Annotated in this window: 14 protein-coding genes; 10 read left to right on the forward strand and 4 right to left on the reverse strand. The window is 50.5% G+C overall.

The genetic code is table 11. The annotated features are described in order from the left end of the window. The first annotated feature begins 115 nt into the window (after window positions 1–115). The 5 genes from E5342_RS06690 to E5342_RS06710 all read left to right on the forward strand — a co-directional run bounded on the left by E5342_RS06690 (window position 116) and on the right by E5342_RS06710 (window position 6,332). A complete protein-coding gene (locus tag E5342_RS06690; protein ID WP_036613111.1) occupies window positions 116–1,390 on the forward strand; it encodes an ABC transporter permease in 1,275 nt (424 codons plus the stop codon). Window positions 1,391–1,403: 13 nt separating this feature from the next. Beyond that, window positions 1,404–2,672 carry an ABC transporter permease gene (locus E5342_RS06695; RefSeq protein ID WP_135959090.1) on the forward strand — a complete coding sequence of 423 codons (1,269 nt, stop codon included), beginning with the start codon at window positions 1,404–1,406 and terminating at the stop codon, window positions 2,670–2,672. A gap of 173 nt (window positions 2,673–2,845) precedes the next feature. Next, entirely contained in the window at window positions 2,846–3,511 is a 666-nt protein-coding gene (locus E5342_RS06700) for an ABC transporter ATP-binding protein (RefSeq protein ID WP_135959091.1), read from the forward strand. A gap of 185 nt (window positions 3,512–3,696) precedes the next feature. After that, window positions 3,697–5,001, forward strand: a complete 1,305-nt coding sequence (locus E5342_RS06705) for an ABC transporter permease (RefSeq protein ID WP_135959092.1) — start codon at window positions 3,697–3,699, stop codon at window positions 4,999–5,001. Window positions 5,002–5,021: 20 nt separating this feature from the next. After that, window positions 5,022–6,332 carry an ABC transporter permease gene (locus E5342_RS06710; protein WP_236651555.1) on the forward strand — a complete coding sequence of 437 codons (1,311 nt, stop codon included), beginning with the start codon at window positions 5,022–5,024 and terminating at the stop codon, window positions 6,330–6,332. Window positions 6,333–6,429: 97 nt separating this feature from the next. Here E5342_RS06710 and E5342_RS06715 read toward each other — a convergent pair whose 3' ends face one another. Together E5342_RS06715 and E5342_RS06720 are read right to left on the reverse strand one after the other, a co-directional pair. Beyond that, complete coding sequence (locus E5342_RS06715; protein WP_121737218.1) at window positions 6,430–6,987, reverse strand: phosphatase PAP2 family protein; 558 nt, start codon at window positions 6,985–6,987, stop codon at window positions 6,430–6,432. Window positions 6,988–6,991: 4 nt separating this feature from the next. Then, window positions 6,992–7,369 carry a diacylglycerol kinase family protein gene (locus E5342_RS06720; RefSeq protein WP_121737217.1) on the reverse strand — a complete coding sequence of 126 codons (378 nt, stop codon included), beginning with the start codon at window positions 7,367–7,369 and terminating at the stop codon, window positions 6,992–6,994. Between the two features lie 168 nt (window positions 7,370–7,537). Here E5342_RS06720 and E5342_RS06725 point away from each other — a divergent pair, with 168 nt between their 5' ends. The 4 genes from E5342_RS06725 to E5342_RS06740 all read left to right on the forward strand — a co-directional run bounded on the left by E5342_RS06725 (window position 7,538) and on the right by E5342_RS06740 (window position 12,422). Further along, complete coding sequence (locus tag E5342_RS06725; protein ID WP_121737216.1) at window positions 7,538–9,022, forward strand: TolC family protein; 1,485 nt, start codon at window positions 7,538–7,540, stop codon at window positions 9,020–9,022. A gap of 9 nt (window positions 9,023–9,031) precedes the next feature. After that, window positions 9,032–10,402 carry a sigma-54-dependent transcriptional regulator gene (locus E5342_RS06730; RefSeq protein WP_135959093.1) on the forward strand — a complete coding sequence of 457 codons (1,371 nt, stop codon included), beginning with the start codon at window positions 9,032–9,034 and terminating at the stop codon, window positions 10,400–10,402. A 12-nt stretch (window positions 10,403–10,414) separates the two neighbouring features. Beyond that, a complete protein-coding gene (locus tag E5342_RS06735; protein ID WP_135959094.1) occupies window positions 10,415–11,716 on the forward strand; it encodes a sensor histidine kinase in 1,302 nt (433 codons plus the stop codon). A 313-nt stretch (window positions 11,717–12,029) separates the two neighbouring features. After that, window positions 12,030–12,422 carry a Dabb family protein gene (locus E5342_RS06740; protein ID WP_121737213.1) on the forward strand — a complete coding sequence of 131 codons (393 nt, stop codon included), beginning with the start codon at window positions 12,030–12,032 and terminating at the stop codon, window positions 12,420–12,422. A 65-nt stretch (window positions 12,423–12,487) separates the two neighbouring features. Here the strand turns inward: E5342_RS06740 and E5342_RS06745 are convergent, their stop codons facing one another. Together E5342_RS06745 and E5342_RS06750 are read right to left on the reverse strand one after the other, a co-directional pair. Beyond that, window positions 12,488–13,585, reverse strand: coding sequence for a phosphotransferase enzyme family protein (locus tag E5342_RS06745; RefSeq protein WP_121737212.1), 1,098 nt, complete (start codon window positions 13,583–13,585; stop codon window positions 12,488–12,490). A gap of 89 nt (window positions 13,586–13,674) precedes the next feature. Beyond that, window positions 13,675–13,929, reverse strand: coding sequence for a type B 50S ribosomal protein L31 (locus E5342_RS06750; RefSeq protein WP_121737223.1), 255 nt, complete (start codon window positions 13,927–13,929; stop codon window positions 13,675–13,677). Window positions 13,930–14,150: 221 nt separating this feature from the next. On the opposite strand from E5342_RS06750, the gene E5342_RS06755 reads away from it, so the two are divergent. Continuing rightward, complete coding sequence (locus E5342_RS06755; protein ID WP_121737211.1) at window positions 14,151–15,149, forward strand: class II fructose-bisphosphate aldolase; 999 nt, start codon at window positions 14,151–14,153, stop codon at window positions 15,147–15,149. Window positions 15,150–15,459 lie beyond the last annotated feature (310 nt).

Raw genomic sequence — 15,459 nt, forward strand, 5'->3', positions numbered from 1 at the left:
GCGATGATTTGCCTGGGGATCTGGTTCCCCGCCCGTAAGGTGGAGCGGATGGATCCCGCAGAGGCGTTGCGCTATGAGTGATCAAGTAAGTATAAATCAATAAAAACAGGATAGTATGTATAAGCAATTTGTAAAACAAGCGATCGGGCAGCTGAAGGAAGCCCCGCTGGTGAGCTTGATCTCGATCGTCGGGACGGCTCTTGCGATCGCCGTGGTGCTGGTGTTGGTGTTGGTATTCCAGATCAATGCGGCGGGCTTCGCCCCGGAGTCGAACCGGGCTCGTATGTTGTACGTCTGGGGTACGGAGGCGAATCCAAAGGATGGCTCCGGAAACCGTAACCGCAGCAACATGTCGGCCGAGGTGGTGAAAGAGTGTTTCTATACCTTGCGGGAACCGGAGGCGGTGGCGGCCTACGTGAGGGCGAGCCATCCGGTCTCGTTGCCGGAAAAACGGCTTTTCAAGGAATATGAGTGTTGTTATACGGATGCGGGCTACTGGAAGATCTTCGATTTCGATTTCGTGGAAGGAACGCCTTTCACGGAGGCCGATTTCCAGTCGGCGATCCCCCGGGTGGTCATCTCCAACCGCATGGCCGCAAGCTTGTTCGGGGGCGAGCGGGCGGTAGGCCGGCAGATCGTGCTGGATTACGTGACCTACACCGTATGCGGCGTGACGCGTGACGTACCCAACCCCTTGATGGCCTCGTTCTTCGATGTTTGCATCCCCTATTCGTGTAACGATAATCTCATGACTCCGAAGCCGGACTACGGGGAGAACATATCGGGCGATCTCTCTATGATCCTATTGGCCCGCTCTGCCTCCGGCTTCGAGGCAGTCCGTGCGGAACTGGACCAGCAGGTAAGGTGCTACAACGAGAGCAAGGTGGATTATAACGTGAACTTCCCTGCCGGGGCACTCTCACAGGTGGATTCCGCCATGGGCAGCAACGCCTGGAACAAGGTGGACTGGCAGACGTTCATGGCCGAGTCGGGGGCGTTCCTCCTTTTCCTCTTGCTGATACCGGCGCTGAACCTGACCGGCGTGGTACAGTCGTCCGTGCAGAAACGGCGGGAGGAGATCGGCTTGCGCAAGGCTTTCGGAGCTACCGGTGGCGACCTGTTGCGGCAGATCCTCTCGGAGAACTTGGTGCTGACCTTGATCGGGGGTCTGATCGGGTTGCCACTCTCCATCCTTTTGCTGGTGTTGGGCAAGTCGTTGGTGATGAACGATCCGAATATCACCTTCACTGCGGCCATGCTGATCAAGCCGGGCTTGTTCGCCGCGGCCTTGCTCGCCGCCTTCTTGCTGAATGTGCTGAGTGCCGGGATCCCGGCGTGGCGGGCTGCCTGCGGGACGATCGTGGATTCTTTGAGTGGAAATGAGGATTAAAATAATAAAGGCTATGATAAAGCATATAATCAAGATTATTTGGGCGCAACGCCGTAGTAACATTTGGATCGTAGGCGAGCTGTTGCTCGTGGTTTGCGCAGTTTGGTTCATGTTGGATAAGTTGTGGGTAGACATGCGTTGCTACTACGCCCCTATGGGATACGATATTGAGAACACGTGGCGTTTCCGCCTCTCCCGCCTTTCCCAGCAAGCGCCGGGATTCGTGCCGGACTCGCTCCGGGAGACTTCCGATACGCAGGACTTACTGGCCCTGATGGACCGGATCCGCTCGCTGGAGGAGGTGGAGGAGGCGTGTGTGACCTTCTGGTCGATGCCCTATTCCTTCGGCAACTCGTGGGGGAGCCTATTCCCCGTGGGCGGGGATACGACGGGCTTGTCGGCCCGGAGTTACCATAAGCTGAGGGTCTCGCCGGAGTACTTTGAGGTATTCCGGATCAAGGACATGCAGGGGCGCGATGTCACCCCGTTGGTGTGCGAGACCCATCGTCCGACAGTCTTGACACGGGCGGGCGAGGAGCACTTTTTCGGTGGCCAGTCGGCGGTAGGTCGACAGATCTCCGGGAACGATGACTTCTCGAACCCTTTTACCGTGGTGGCGGTGCTTCCCACCTTCCGGAGCAATGATTTCGATCGCCCCGAGAACTGCTACTTCTCCATCCTGAAAGGGGAGACGCTGGAGGAGTGCATGAGGCAGTTTGGCGTGGAGAACGCCGAGGTCTCGGTGCGCGTGCGCCGGGCGATGACGGAGGATGAGATGTACCGCCTCTTGGAGAACGCCTCGGAGCGATTGACGGTAAACAACTACTTCGTGCAGGGTGTCACCCGGCTGACGGATCAGCGCGAGCGTCTCCTTGCCTTCGCAAAGCGGGCAAACAAGCAAACGTTGGCCACGATGAGCTTCCTCCTCGTGAACGTATTCTTTGGTATCGTGGGTACCTTCTGGTTGCGCACCGAGCGGCGACGGGGCGAGATCGGGCTTCGTATGGCGATTGGATCCAGTCGTGCCAAGCTGGGCCGGTACATACTCATGGAGGGCTTGGGGCTCTTGGCCGTCACCCTGCCCGTGTTGCTGCTCTTCGCCCTCAACATGGCCTACCTCGACAAGCTGGATACCTACCGCGAGTCGATCACCCTGCTGCGTTTTGCGGCCACCTCGGGCCTCGCCTACCTGCTGCTGGGCGGCATGATCGGTCTCGGCGTATGGCTCCCCTCCCGCAAGGCGGCGCAGATGGCTCCGGCGGAGGCGTTGCGATACGAATAATTTAGTTATAAGACACTATTGTTCGTCTCGGCTGTCCGATAATGAAGCGAGTGTTCATTATCGGACAGCTTTTTTTATGCACTGAGGCTGTGATTCAGTTGTTTACACTTTTGGCATGCTATTTGCTTATAGGAGGACATTACAGAACATTAATCATTTAAAATATTACAATCATGATCAAACTAACGAATTTACAGAAGATTTACCGTACGAAAGAGATAGAGACAGTTGCGTTGGAAAACGTGAACCTAGAGGTACAGCAAGGCGAGTTCCTCAGCATCATGGGACCCTCTGGATGCGGGAAGTCCACTTTGTTGAATATCATGGGCCTGCTGGACTTACCTACCTCCGGAACGGTCGAGATCAACGGCGTAAACACGGTAGGCATGAACGATAAGGAATTGGCCGCTTTCCGTAACAAGCAACTCGGTTTCGTCTTCCAGAGCTTTCACCTGATCAATTCCCTGAACGTGCTGGACAACGTGGAACTTCCCTTGCTCTATCGCAAGGTCTCTTCCTCGGAGCGCCGCAAACTGGCCGAGGCCGTGCTGGAGAAGGTAGGCCTGAGCCACCGTATGCGCCACTTCCCGACGCAACTCTCCGGCGGTCAGTGTCAGCGCGTAGCCATCGCCCGTGCGATCGTAGGTAACCCCGACATCATCCTCGCTGATGAGCCGACCGGTAACTTGGACTCCAAGATGGGTATCGAGGTCATGGAACTGCTTCACCAACTCAACAAGGAGGACGGACGTACCATCGTGATGGTGACCCACAACGAGTCGCAGGCCCAGCAGACCACCCGCGTGGTGCGCTTCTTCGACGGAAGGCAGGTGCAGTAACATTTGCGTTGCCGAGTATGGCGGAGCGGAGGTAGAGACCTCCCTCGGGGTGATCGCCCGCCAGCTTCAGTCGCTCGCCGTAGATGGAGTGGTATTCGCTCGAGGGAGCTAGTTGTTTTTTATCCATGGTAACGGGTTTAATGAATGGTTAAGTGGTAAAGATAAAAAAGATAACGTGAATAAATATGTACAAGATATACTTTAAACAAGCCTGGGCCCTGCTCCGTCAGGAGCGGCTCTTCAGCTCGGTCTACATCGTGGGGACGGGGCTGGCCATCACGTTGGTGATGGTGCTATCCATCGTGTTTTACGTGAAGACGGCCCCACTCTATCCGGAGATGAACCGGGACAGGATGCTGGTGATCCGCTATGGGGCGGTGGAATATGGTAATGGCGGCTACAGCAGCAGCCGGCTATCGAGCCGGTTGATCCGTGAGCAAGTGATGCCCAACGAGGAGCTGGAGGCCGTGGCGATTACCCGTGACCAAGAAACTACATTCGTACAGCCGGAAGGTTCGCCTGTACAGGAGCCCACGGTACGCATGGCGGTAAACGAAGATTTTTGGCGGGTCTTCTCCTTTCGCTTCGTGGAGGGGAAACCTTTCACTGCGGCCGACGTGAGTGGTGGGCTGCCCGTGGTTGTGATCGCCCGCTCGCTGGCCCGTCGGATCTTTGGTGAGGAGGAGGCCGTGGGCCGTGTGCTGAGCGTGAACTTCGAGGAGTTCCGCGTGGCGGGCGTGGTGGAAGATGCCTCGTACCTGCTCGACCGCATCTATGCGCAGATCTGGTATCCTTATACCTACGACAAGGACTGGGAGATGGGTGAGATGCGCAACGCCGAGCGCAACCCCGGCCTTGGTTCCTTTTACTGCTATGCGCTGGTGAAGGAGGGAGCCTCGTTGCGAGAGGTGCAGGAGCGGCTCCGCGAACGGTTCCGGGTCTACGGGCACTCGCTGGGTGAGGGGCGTACCTTTACCGTACATGGTGCGCCGGACTTGCACTGGGAGAGCGTCTTCCGCTATTACTCGGGCGTGGACTTGGATCTCGCCGGCGAGTTGATGCGCTATGGTATCATCATCTTCTTCCTCTTGCTAGTGCCGGCGGTGAGCCTCTTGAGAATGGTAGACTCTCGGATGGAGCGCCGGCTGGCCGAGCTAGGCGTGCGACGGGCGTTTGGGGCACCCTGCGGGACGTTGCTGGGGCAGGTCTTGGTGGAGAACCTGTTGTATACCGTGCTGGGAGGATTGGCGGGGTTGCTGTTCTCCTTCCTCGTGGCCGGGGGGATGCGCTCGTGGGTGTTTAAGATCGGCAACGGCTTCTCGCAAGCCATTCCCGACGGGGTGGAGGTGTCGCTCCCCTTGGAGGGGCTGCTGAACCCGTGGATATTCACTGCGGCCCTGCTCGTCTGCTTTTTGCTGAATTTGATGTCGGCTCTGTGGCCGGCTTGGAGGGCTTCGCGCCGTCCGATCGTGAATTCGTTGAACGCTTAAATGGATAGGAGGTAAAAGATATGTGGTTAATGATATGTAAACAATTGATAAACCGCTGGCGTTCGAGCCTGTCGGTCTGCTTGGAGCTGTTATTGGTGTTCTGCTTGGCATGGTTCCTGCTGGATTACTTTTTCGTGGAGAGTTATAACCGTAGCCTGCCCGTCGGCCGTAGTTACGACGGAGTGTGGCTGGTGGAGATGGGACTCCTGCCGGAGAATGCCCGCGAGTACGTGGCTGCCGAGAGCGACTCGGTGAACCTGCCGGTACACTATGCCCGTATCCTGGAGCGGCTCTGCGCCTATCCGGGCGTGTCGAAGGTGGGGGTCTCTTACGGTTGTGCCTCCTTGCCTTACAGTCCTTGCTACAACGGCATGGGGATACGCAATGTGGAGGATACGGCCCGCACGATCGGCTGCATGGCGATGTGGTTCGACCCGACGACCGACTTCCTGGAGGTCTTCTCGCACCGCTGCACCGCCGACGGGCAGGTGGTTTCTACCGCCGATTACGACTGGGGCGACCCGCGTGCGGTGCTCATTACTCGGCAGATGGAGCGGAAGCTCTTCGGTGAGGGACAGGCCGTGGGGAGGTTGATCACGGATTCCGATGACCCTGCGGAGAGCGAGGCCCACAAGCGGGTGGTCGGCGTGCTGGAGGACGTGAAACGCCTCGACAACGACCTGCCGCGAGGTGTCCTTTTCTTTCCCAAGCGACCGGACTATGGCGAGATTCCGGATATGAACTATTTCATCCGGGTGGCCGGAGGCGAGTCGGATGTGCGGTTCGCCGAGGCTTTCCGCGAGCGCATGAGCCGGGAGTTACGGACGGGCAACTTCTTCCTGAAGCGCCTCACGCCCTACCACCGCTATAAGGCCGATATGGATTTTGCCTTTGGTATCACCTATAATTACCGGATACGCCTCTCGTTGTTGGTCTTCCTGTGCGTGAATATCCTGCTGTGCGTGATCGGTACGTTCTGGTACCGCATCCAGACACGCCGGGGGGAGATCGGCCTGCGGAGGGCGATCGGTTCCGGGCGGGGACAGGTGCGGGGGATGCTGTTTCGCGAGGGAATCGTGATGTTGGCACTGATCACGCCCTTCGCGCTCCTAATCGAGTCGCAGATCGTGTTGGCAGGCCTGATGGACTTGCCTTATGGTCCGCAGATGGTGCTTCCCGATAACTACTGGCCGGCGATGATGCCCTTGCGCTTCCTGCTGGTGAACATCGCCGTGTGGCTCTTGATGGCGGTGGCGATTCTCGTGGGAATATGGCTCCCGGCTAGCCGGGCCGCCGAGATGGAGCCTGCCGAGGCGTTGCATTATGAATAAGAGTTAACTTACATATTTCACACATACACACAATTGAAAGCCCGGTCTTGTAGTGATACACGGCCGGATTGCTTATTTCCTATAAAATTGTTTTCTGCTAAAAGGTCATGGAGGCATAGATCCCATAATGCCCGTCTCCCGCTACCGGGCTGATAGACAGGTTATGTTTCTTTGCGAACGGGCGGGTAAAGATATAGGCGCTCCCGGCGCCGATAACGGCTCCCGCCGCCACGTCCCACCAATCATGCTTCTTTCCATAGACCCGGCTCCAACCCACGTAGGTAGACACGGCATAAGCCGGAATACCCCATTTCCATCCATAACGCCTTTGGATAAAAGCGGCTCCCGCGAAGGATACGGAGGTATGCATGGATGGGAACGAATGATTATCGCTGAAGTCGGGTCGCTCTTTCTTCACTAGGTATTTCAGCGCATAGGTTACGCCCAATGTCGTAACCCCGGTGAATACGCCTTGTTTCAGCCCTTGCCAATCTTGGGTTGCCAATACGGTCGCCAAACTCGCCACCGGAGTGATAAACACCAATACGTCTCCCGAGGTCCGTATGGCTTTCCGGCTACCGGTCACCTTCAATTCTTGTCCGTTAACGGACAGGCATAGTATGAGCATTGTAATTGCGAAAAGGATATGTCTCATAGATTTAAAATATAGTTGCTATTTTAGGTATAAAAATGATAAACCCGACGATCGCTGCCGCTATCGCCATCAATAATACAGCTCCCGCCGCCAAGTCTTTTGTTCGCTTGATAGCCTCATTATATTCCGGAGAGACCAAATCTGCTAGGGCCTCGATGGATGAATTGACCGCCTCGGCTGCTAATACCGCCCCGATCACGATCGTGACAGCGATCCATTCTATGCGGGAAAGTCCGAATATCACCCCGGTGATAAGTACACAAACTGTCGCAAAGCAATGGATCCAAGCGTTATGCTCCTTCGTGATCAATAGCTTGATTCCGTTGAAAGCGAATTTAAAGCTTCTGGCTCTCTTTCGAAATGTGAAACCGTCATTCTTCATCTTATTCTACGTGTATTATATAGAGGTGGGCAAAGATAACCATTCTTTTCAAAAACGGACACACTGTTCGTTATCGAACACTTTAAATATCTCTATTTGTCGGATTATCAATAGTATATGCTTTTGGCATGCCTTTTGCCTAAGGCCGGGTAAAAAAATTATACTAAAATGAGAAGGATCTATATAGCGATAGGTTGTCTGTGGGCGGTAGTTTCGGGAATATGTGCCCAAGACAATACGAATAAAGTTCGGATTACCCTGCGGCAAGCGATTCAGATTGCCCAACTTCAATCCGTAGACGCTGCCGTGGCGCTCAATGAGTTGCGAACGGCCTATTGGGAGTATCGTACGCATCGGGCGGATCAATTACCGGAAGTGATATTTACGGGAACTCTGCCTTCGTATAGCAAGCAATACTCGAAGTACCAGCAATCGGATGGTTCTTATACCTATGTGCAAAACAATGCCTTAGGCTTAAATGGAGAGATCTCTATCGTCCAGAACATAGCTTTGACCGGGGGTAAGATCGCCTTGAATACCTCCTTGGATTTTACCCGTCAGCTAGGTAGTGGCGCTTACAACGAGTTTATGAGCGTACCTGTTAGTTTGACGTTGACGCAACCGATTTTCGGCGTGAATAACCAAAAATGGAAACGTCGCATCGAACCTGTCCGTTACCAAGAGGCCAAAGCCGCTTATATGGAGAACGTGGAGAATGTAACGATCGCTACCATCACGAATTACTTCAACTTACTGTTGGCTGAAGATAATTTGGATATCTGTAATCAGAACTTGCTAAACGCTAATAAGCTCTATGATATAGCGATAGCGAAGCGTAAGATCGGGCATATCTCGGAGAGCGAGTTGATGCGCTTGAAACAGTCGGCCTTGCAAGCGAAAGGCAGGCTGACCGAGGCTCAATCCAATTACAACGCGATGATGTTCAAGCTCCGTTCCTTTTTAGGGATGAGCGAGCAGGACGTGATCGAACCTGTTCTTCCAGAGGCGATAGAAGGGGTCCGTATGGATTATCAGGCGGTATTGGAGAAGGCTCAAGAAAATAACTCATTCTCAAAGAATATCATGCGCCGCCAGTTGGAAGCGGATTATGATGTGGCGACCGCCAAGGGAAACCGTCGAAGTATTAACCTGTTTGCCTCCGTGGGTTATACCGGTAAGGACATGTCCATGCGAGGAGCTTACAATCCATTGAAAGATAACCAGATCGTAGAGGTCGGGCTTTCGATTCCTATCTTGGACTGGGGGAAACGGATGGGAAAGGTAAAAGTAGCCGAATCGAATCGGGATGTCGTACTTTCCAAGATCCGTCAGGAGCAAATGGATTTTAATCAAGATATCTTCCTTTTGGTGGAGAATTTCAATAATCAAGCCGCTCAATTGGAGATAGCCGCCGAGGTGGACACGTTGGCGGAAAAGCGCTACAAGACCTCGATCGAGACTTTCATGATCGGTAAGATCGATATCCTAGATTTGAATGACGCCCAGAGCTCGAAGGATGACGCGAAGCAAAAGCATATCCAAGAATTGTATTATTATTGGCGTTATTTTTATAACATCCGTAGTATAACATTGTATGATTTCTTGAATAATCGTACATTAGATGCCGATTTCGAGGAAATCGTGAAACGATAAATTGATTATATGATACTGATAATAGATGATGACGCGGCTGTTCGTTCCTCGCTTACATTCCTGCTAAAACGTGCGGGTTTCCGGCCGGAGGCGGTTCCGGGGCCGAAGGAGGCCTTGGAGGTAGTCCGGGCCACGGTACCGGAGCTGATCTTGATGGATATGAACTTCACGTTGACTACCACGGGCGAGGAGGGGATCCAATTACTGAAACAGGTAAAGATCTTTCGCCCAGATGTACCTGTGATCTTGATGACCGCTTGGGGATCGATCTCTTTGGCCGTGCAGGGAATGCAAGCCGGAGCCTTCGATTTTATCACGAAGCCTTGGAATAACTTGGTATTATTAAAATCGATCCGGACCGCCTTGGAACTGAGCGAGCAGAAGAAGGAGGCAAACGCTCCCTTGAACCGTTCGGATGCCGACCGTAAATTTCATTTTGATAAGATCGTGGGGCAAAGTGCCGCTTTGATGGATGTATTGGGGACGGTCTCGCGTATCGCCCCGACAAACGCCTCTGTCTTGATTACCGGCGAGAGCGGTACGGGTAAAGAGCTGATAGCGGAAGCGATTCATGCGAATAGCCCCCGGTCGAAAGAGGCTTTCGTAAAGGTAAACCTAGGCGGACTTTCCCAAAGTCTTTTTGAGAGCGAGATGTTCGGACATAGGAAGGGGGCTTTTACGGATGCGTACATTGACCGGGTAGGACGTTTCGAGATGGCGAATAAAGGTACTATCTTCTTGGATGAGATTGGCGATTTGGAACTGTCTTGCCAAGTAAAGCTGCTTCGGGTGTTGCAAGACCAGACCTTTGAGGTCTTGGGGGATAGCCGCCCCCGTAAGGTGGATATACGGGTCGTAAGCGCTACGAACCGGGATTTACGATCGATGGTGGCGGACCGTACGTTCCGTGAGGATCTTTTTTACCGGATCAATTTGATCACGGTGCATTTACCCGCCTTGCGTGAGCGAAGGGAGGATATCCCATTGCTGGCTCGGTATTTCGCGGATAAGCAATCGGAGGTCAATGGGCTACCGAGGGTGGAGTTCTCATCGGATGCCCAGACCTATTTAAGCCGTCTTCCTTTTCTCGGTAATATCCGTGAGTTGAAGAACTTGGTGGAGCGGACGATCCTTGTGTCGGGTAAGACGCTTTTGGATGCCGCTGATTTCGAGGTTCATTGCGTGGATACATCCAGCTCTAAATCGACGATTTCGTCTTCTTTGGAGGGCCTGACCTTGGATGAGTTGGAGAAGCAAACCATCTTACGCTCCTTGGAAGCGCATGGAGGTAATTTATCGCATGTCGCTATGGCACTAGGGATCAGTCGTGCCGCATTGTACCGGAGATTAGAGAAATACGGAATCCCGATCGATAAATAAGGAGAGGTGAGGATGAGGCTGAAGGGACTATTCTGGATATTGACGACACTGCTGTTGACTATATGGGCGGTGGTGACTTATTATGTCTTTTATACATCTTCTATCCGGATGTTTTTCGGTGTAGAGGCTTTGGTCTTGCTTACGATCATCTATTTATTTGTCTTTTATCGCCGTATCATAAAGCCCTTGCATATCATCGGCAACGGTATGGAGCTGTTGAAAGAGCAAGACTTTAGTTCCCGCTTGGGAAAGGTCGGTCAAACGGAGGCGGACCGGGTGGTCGATGTGTTTAATAAGATGATGGAGCAGTTGAAGAATGAGCGTTTGCACCTCCGGGAGCAAAACCATTTCTTGGACTTGCTGGTCAATGCCTCTCCGATGGGAGTGATCATCTTGAACTTGGATGAGGAGATTCTATCTATGAACCCGGCCGCGTGTAAATTGTTTGGTGCGCAAAGCTCGGAGGATATGGTGGGAAAACGTTTTCTCCAACTGGATTCTCCCTTGGCGGAAGAATTGGTACGGATTCCGATGTATCAAGCGCAAACCGTCCGGCTGAACGACGCTAATATTTATAAATGTACGCATTCCTCATTCGTGGATCGCGGTTTTCACCACCCGTTTTATTTGATAGAGACGTTGACCCAAGAGGTGTTCAAGGCCGAGAAGAAAGCGTATGAGAAAGTGATACGTATGATCTCTCATGAGGTGAATAATACGACTGCGGGTATTGCCTCTACCTTGGATACGCTGGAGTCTACTTTCAGTGGGATGGAAGATATGGAGGATGTCTGCGAGGTTTTGCGGGTCTCCATAGAACGCTGCTATAGCATGAGCCATTTCATCACCAATTTCGCTGATGTGGTGCGTATACCCGAGCCCCAAAGTCGTCCGCAAGAATTGAACCAAGTGGTGTCCGCTTGTAAACGCTTTATGGAGACGGTTTGCCAGAACCGGAATATCGAGATTGTCATGGATCTGAGCGAGGAATCTCCAGTCGTGAATTTGGATAATTCCTTATTCGAGCAAGTCTTGGTCAATATTATCAAGAATGCCGCCGAATCCATCGACCGGGATGGAAAGATCTATATCCGGACGACAGCGCATCCCACCTGCTTGGAGATAGCCGATACGGGCAAGGGCATCGACAAGGAAACGGAAACGAAACTATTCAGCCCGTTCTTCTCTACGAAACCGAACGGACAGGGCATCGGCTTGATCTTTATCCGGGAAATACTGTTAAAACATGATTGCCGATTCTCTCTTCGCTCTTATCCGGATGGATTGACGAGGTTTAAGATTTGGTTTACTTGAAAATAATCCCTTTATGGTTTGAGGTTTTTCCTTTGTAGGTTTAGGCTGTATCCTTACAGATGTTAGCCCTTTTGTCTGCTTGTATTCATCATGCAACAGCCGTTGCACGATCTTTTTCCAACTGTTGCATGATCTTCTACCAGCCGTTGCATGATCGTCCAACAGTTGATAGATGATGGATGTCTCTAGAGGAAAAGCCTAAAGATAGGGATGAAAAAGGCTAAAGGATACGGAGGTTTTGGACAAGCGGTACAGGATTTTTCCCTATCTTTGGGTCGTATAACAAAGTAATAGAAATCTAATCTTGAATATCATGAAGAAAGTAGTATCTGTATTATCTATCCTTGCGATTATTGCGTTTTCGGTATCTATGGTAGGCTGTTCGAATGCTCAAAAGCCGGAGAAAGTTCTTCGCCATGTTGTTATGTTCGGCTTTAAGCCGGATGTATCCGAGGCGCAGGTGAAAGAGGTTGAGGATGCCTTTAGTAAGTTGCCTTCTCAAATCGACTTGATCAAAGGATATGAGTGGGGAACGGATTGTAGTCCGGAAGGGTTGCAACAGGGCTTGACGCATTGCTTTTTCCTTACTTTTCATTCGGACGCGGATCGGGACGCTTATTTGGTACATCCGGCGCATAAAGCATTTGGCAAGGTGTTGGGAGGGAAGGCCTCGGCGGTTACGGTGTTGGATTATTGGACGAAATAAAAAGAACGGGCGGGATGAATCAATGAGTCACCCCGCCCGTTTTTATATTCCTCAGTTTCTTTATATTATAACCATTGATTCATGAACTGATCCATCTCTTCCGCATGGGCTTCCAGGCTTTGAAGTAGCTTGAATTGGGCTTTCGTGCGGATTAAGTTATGTTTCGGGCTATGGATCTTATAATAGGTATCGCCGTTGATATAATCGGTCAAGAAACGAACGGTCTGCATATAAGTCAATAAGCGTCCACCGTAAGGTAGCAATTTGATCTCGGTGGGAGTTAAGAACGCCTTGGCCTTTTCCATATATCCGCAGGTATAGGCTTTGAAGATCTCCATGTTAACGTTTACGTTATCCAGATTCTCATCGTCCTCGGCACCCGTATTGGCTCCGGTGCGGATAAAATCGCCGATATCGGAAAGGACGAAGCCCGGCATTACGGTATCCAAGTCGATCACGCAAAGCACCTTGTCGCTATCGGCATCGAACATCATATTATTTACTTTCGTATCGCAATGGTTCGTGCGTTTCTTCAATTGGCCCTCACGGTATAGGCGTTCTTGGATGCACATCGCTTCGGCACGTTTCTCGATCTCCTCTACCAAATCTTTCACCTCTTCCAACCGGCCTGCCGGATTGGCGGCTACAGCCTCATGGAATTGTCGCAAGCGGAACTCCATATTATGGAAATCCGGGATGGTTTCGCCCAGCGTACCCTCGGGTATATCGGACAACATGGTCTGGAAATCACCGAACGCTTTGCCAGCCTCATAAGAAAGCTCGGGGGTTACTTCCTCATAGCTTTTGCTGCGAGGGATGAATAGGCATACCCGCCAATAACTATCTCCGTCGAAATAATATTTTTTCCCGTCTTTAGTCGGCAAGAAGGTTAATACCTTGCGGTCGATATCCGTTTCTCCTTTTTCCTCCAGCTTCTTGCGGATATGGGCGGTAACCACGTGGATGTTATTTTGCAGCATATCCACATTGGTGAAGATCAAATGATTGATACGCTGTAGCACGTATTTGATCTCCCCTTTCTCATTGGTCACTTTCAATGTATCATTAATGTGTCCGTTTCCGAATGGTTCAGCGGAAACTACTTTCTCGTCCAACTGGAACTGATCCAAGATGTTTAGTAATTGTTCTTTCGTTTTTGCCATGATATTTCATTATGTTAACTTCCGCGAAGATACAAAAAAAGGCCACGATACAAATCGTGACCTTTTTTTATTTCTTAAAGAAAGAAATCTTATTTCTTATTACGGTTACCATAACGGCTCATGAACTTATCAACACGTCCGGCTGTATCGACCAACTTAGACTTACCAGTGTAAAACGGGTGAGAAGTGTTAGAGATCTCGATCTTTACCAACGGATATGTTACGCCGTCGATCTCGATCGTCTCTTTAGCGTTAATAGTAGAACGAGTGATGAATACATCATCGTTTGACATGTCCTTAAATACTACAGGACGATAGTTTTCAGGATGAATACCTTTTTTCATTGCTTTATTATCTTTTAATTTATACTCTGTATATATTTGGTAACCGGTATTTTGGCTTGCAAAGGTAAGGGTTTGCCACAAACAAACAAAGAAAATCGTATTATTTTTTTCAAGAGCGTTGATTTTGTGTTATTTTATATGCTTTGAAGCATCATTTGTCGTGAATCTTGATTATCTTTGTGCAAGTTTTTAATCATTAACGTAATAACATAATAACAACTATGGTAAATTACAAAGATTTGGGCTTGGTGAACACAAAAGAAATGTTTGCTAAGGCTATCAAGGGCGGATATGCTATCCCTGCTTTCAACTTCAATAACATGGAACAGATGCAGGCTATCATCAAGGCTGCTGTAGAGACAAAATCTCCGGTTATTTTGCAAGTTTCTAAGGGCGCTCGCCAGTACGCAAACGCTACTTTGCTTCGTTACATGGCACAAGGTGCTGTTGAATATGCTAAGGAATTAGGTTGCCCGAATCCTCAGATTGTTCTTCACTTAGACCATGGTGATACGTTTGAGACTTGCAAGAGCTGTATCGACTCTGGCTTCTCTTCTGTAATGATCGACGGTTCTCACCTTCCTTACGAGGAGAACGTTGCTTTGACGAAGAAAGTTGTTGAGTACGCTCATCAATTTGATGTAACTGTAGAAGGCGAGCTTGGTGTATTGGCAGGTGTTGAGGATGAGGTTTCTTCAGACCACCACACGTATACCAATCCTGAGGAAGTTATCGACTTCGCTACTCGTACGGGCTGCGATTCTTTGGCTATCTCAATCGGTACTTCTCACGGTGCTTATAAATTCACTCCGGAGCAATGTACGATCGATCCTGTTACAGGTAAGATGGTTCCTCCTCCATTGGCATTCGATGTTTTGGACGCTGTTATGGAGAAACTTCCGGGATTCCCTATCGTTCTTCACGGTTCATCTTCTGTTCCTCAGGAAGAGGTTGAGACTATCAACAAATTCGGTGGCGCTTTGAAGGCTGCTATCGGTATTCCTGAAGAGTGGTTGCGTAAGGCTGCCGAGTCTTCTGTATGTAAGATCAATATCGACTCAGACTCTCGTTTGGCGATGACTGCCGCTATCCGCAAGACTTTCGCTGAGAAACCGGCTGAATTCGATCCTCGTAAATATCTGGGCCCGGCTCGTGATAACATGGAGAAACTTTACAAACACAAGATCATCAACGTTCTTGGTTCTAACGACAAGTTGTAATCGGAACATAAGTTTCTTTCTATATAAAAGAAGGCCATCTCGGAAACGGGATGGCCTTTTTGCGTTAAAGGGGGGGCATCATAGTAGTTTCAAGGGATATATATACTTACTTGACCATAGAAGAAGTATGTCATAGTGTATTTGAAGTATAGTTTTAAGTATCATATTACATTACTTCGCTTAGTAAGTATATCCTTGAGAAAAGAAAATTGATTTTTTTAAATTTCCTTGCGAGTTCGACGTTTTTTATATATGTTGTCACCGTGATTACCGTTACATCTGTTTAATACGTCTTTTTTAAATTTAGTCC

Source organism: Parabacteroides distasonis (assembly GCF_004793765.1).
GTDB lineage: Bacteria > Bacteroidota > Bacteroidia > Bacteroidales > Tannerellaceae > Parabacteroides > Parabacteroides distasonis_A.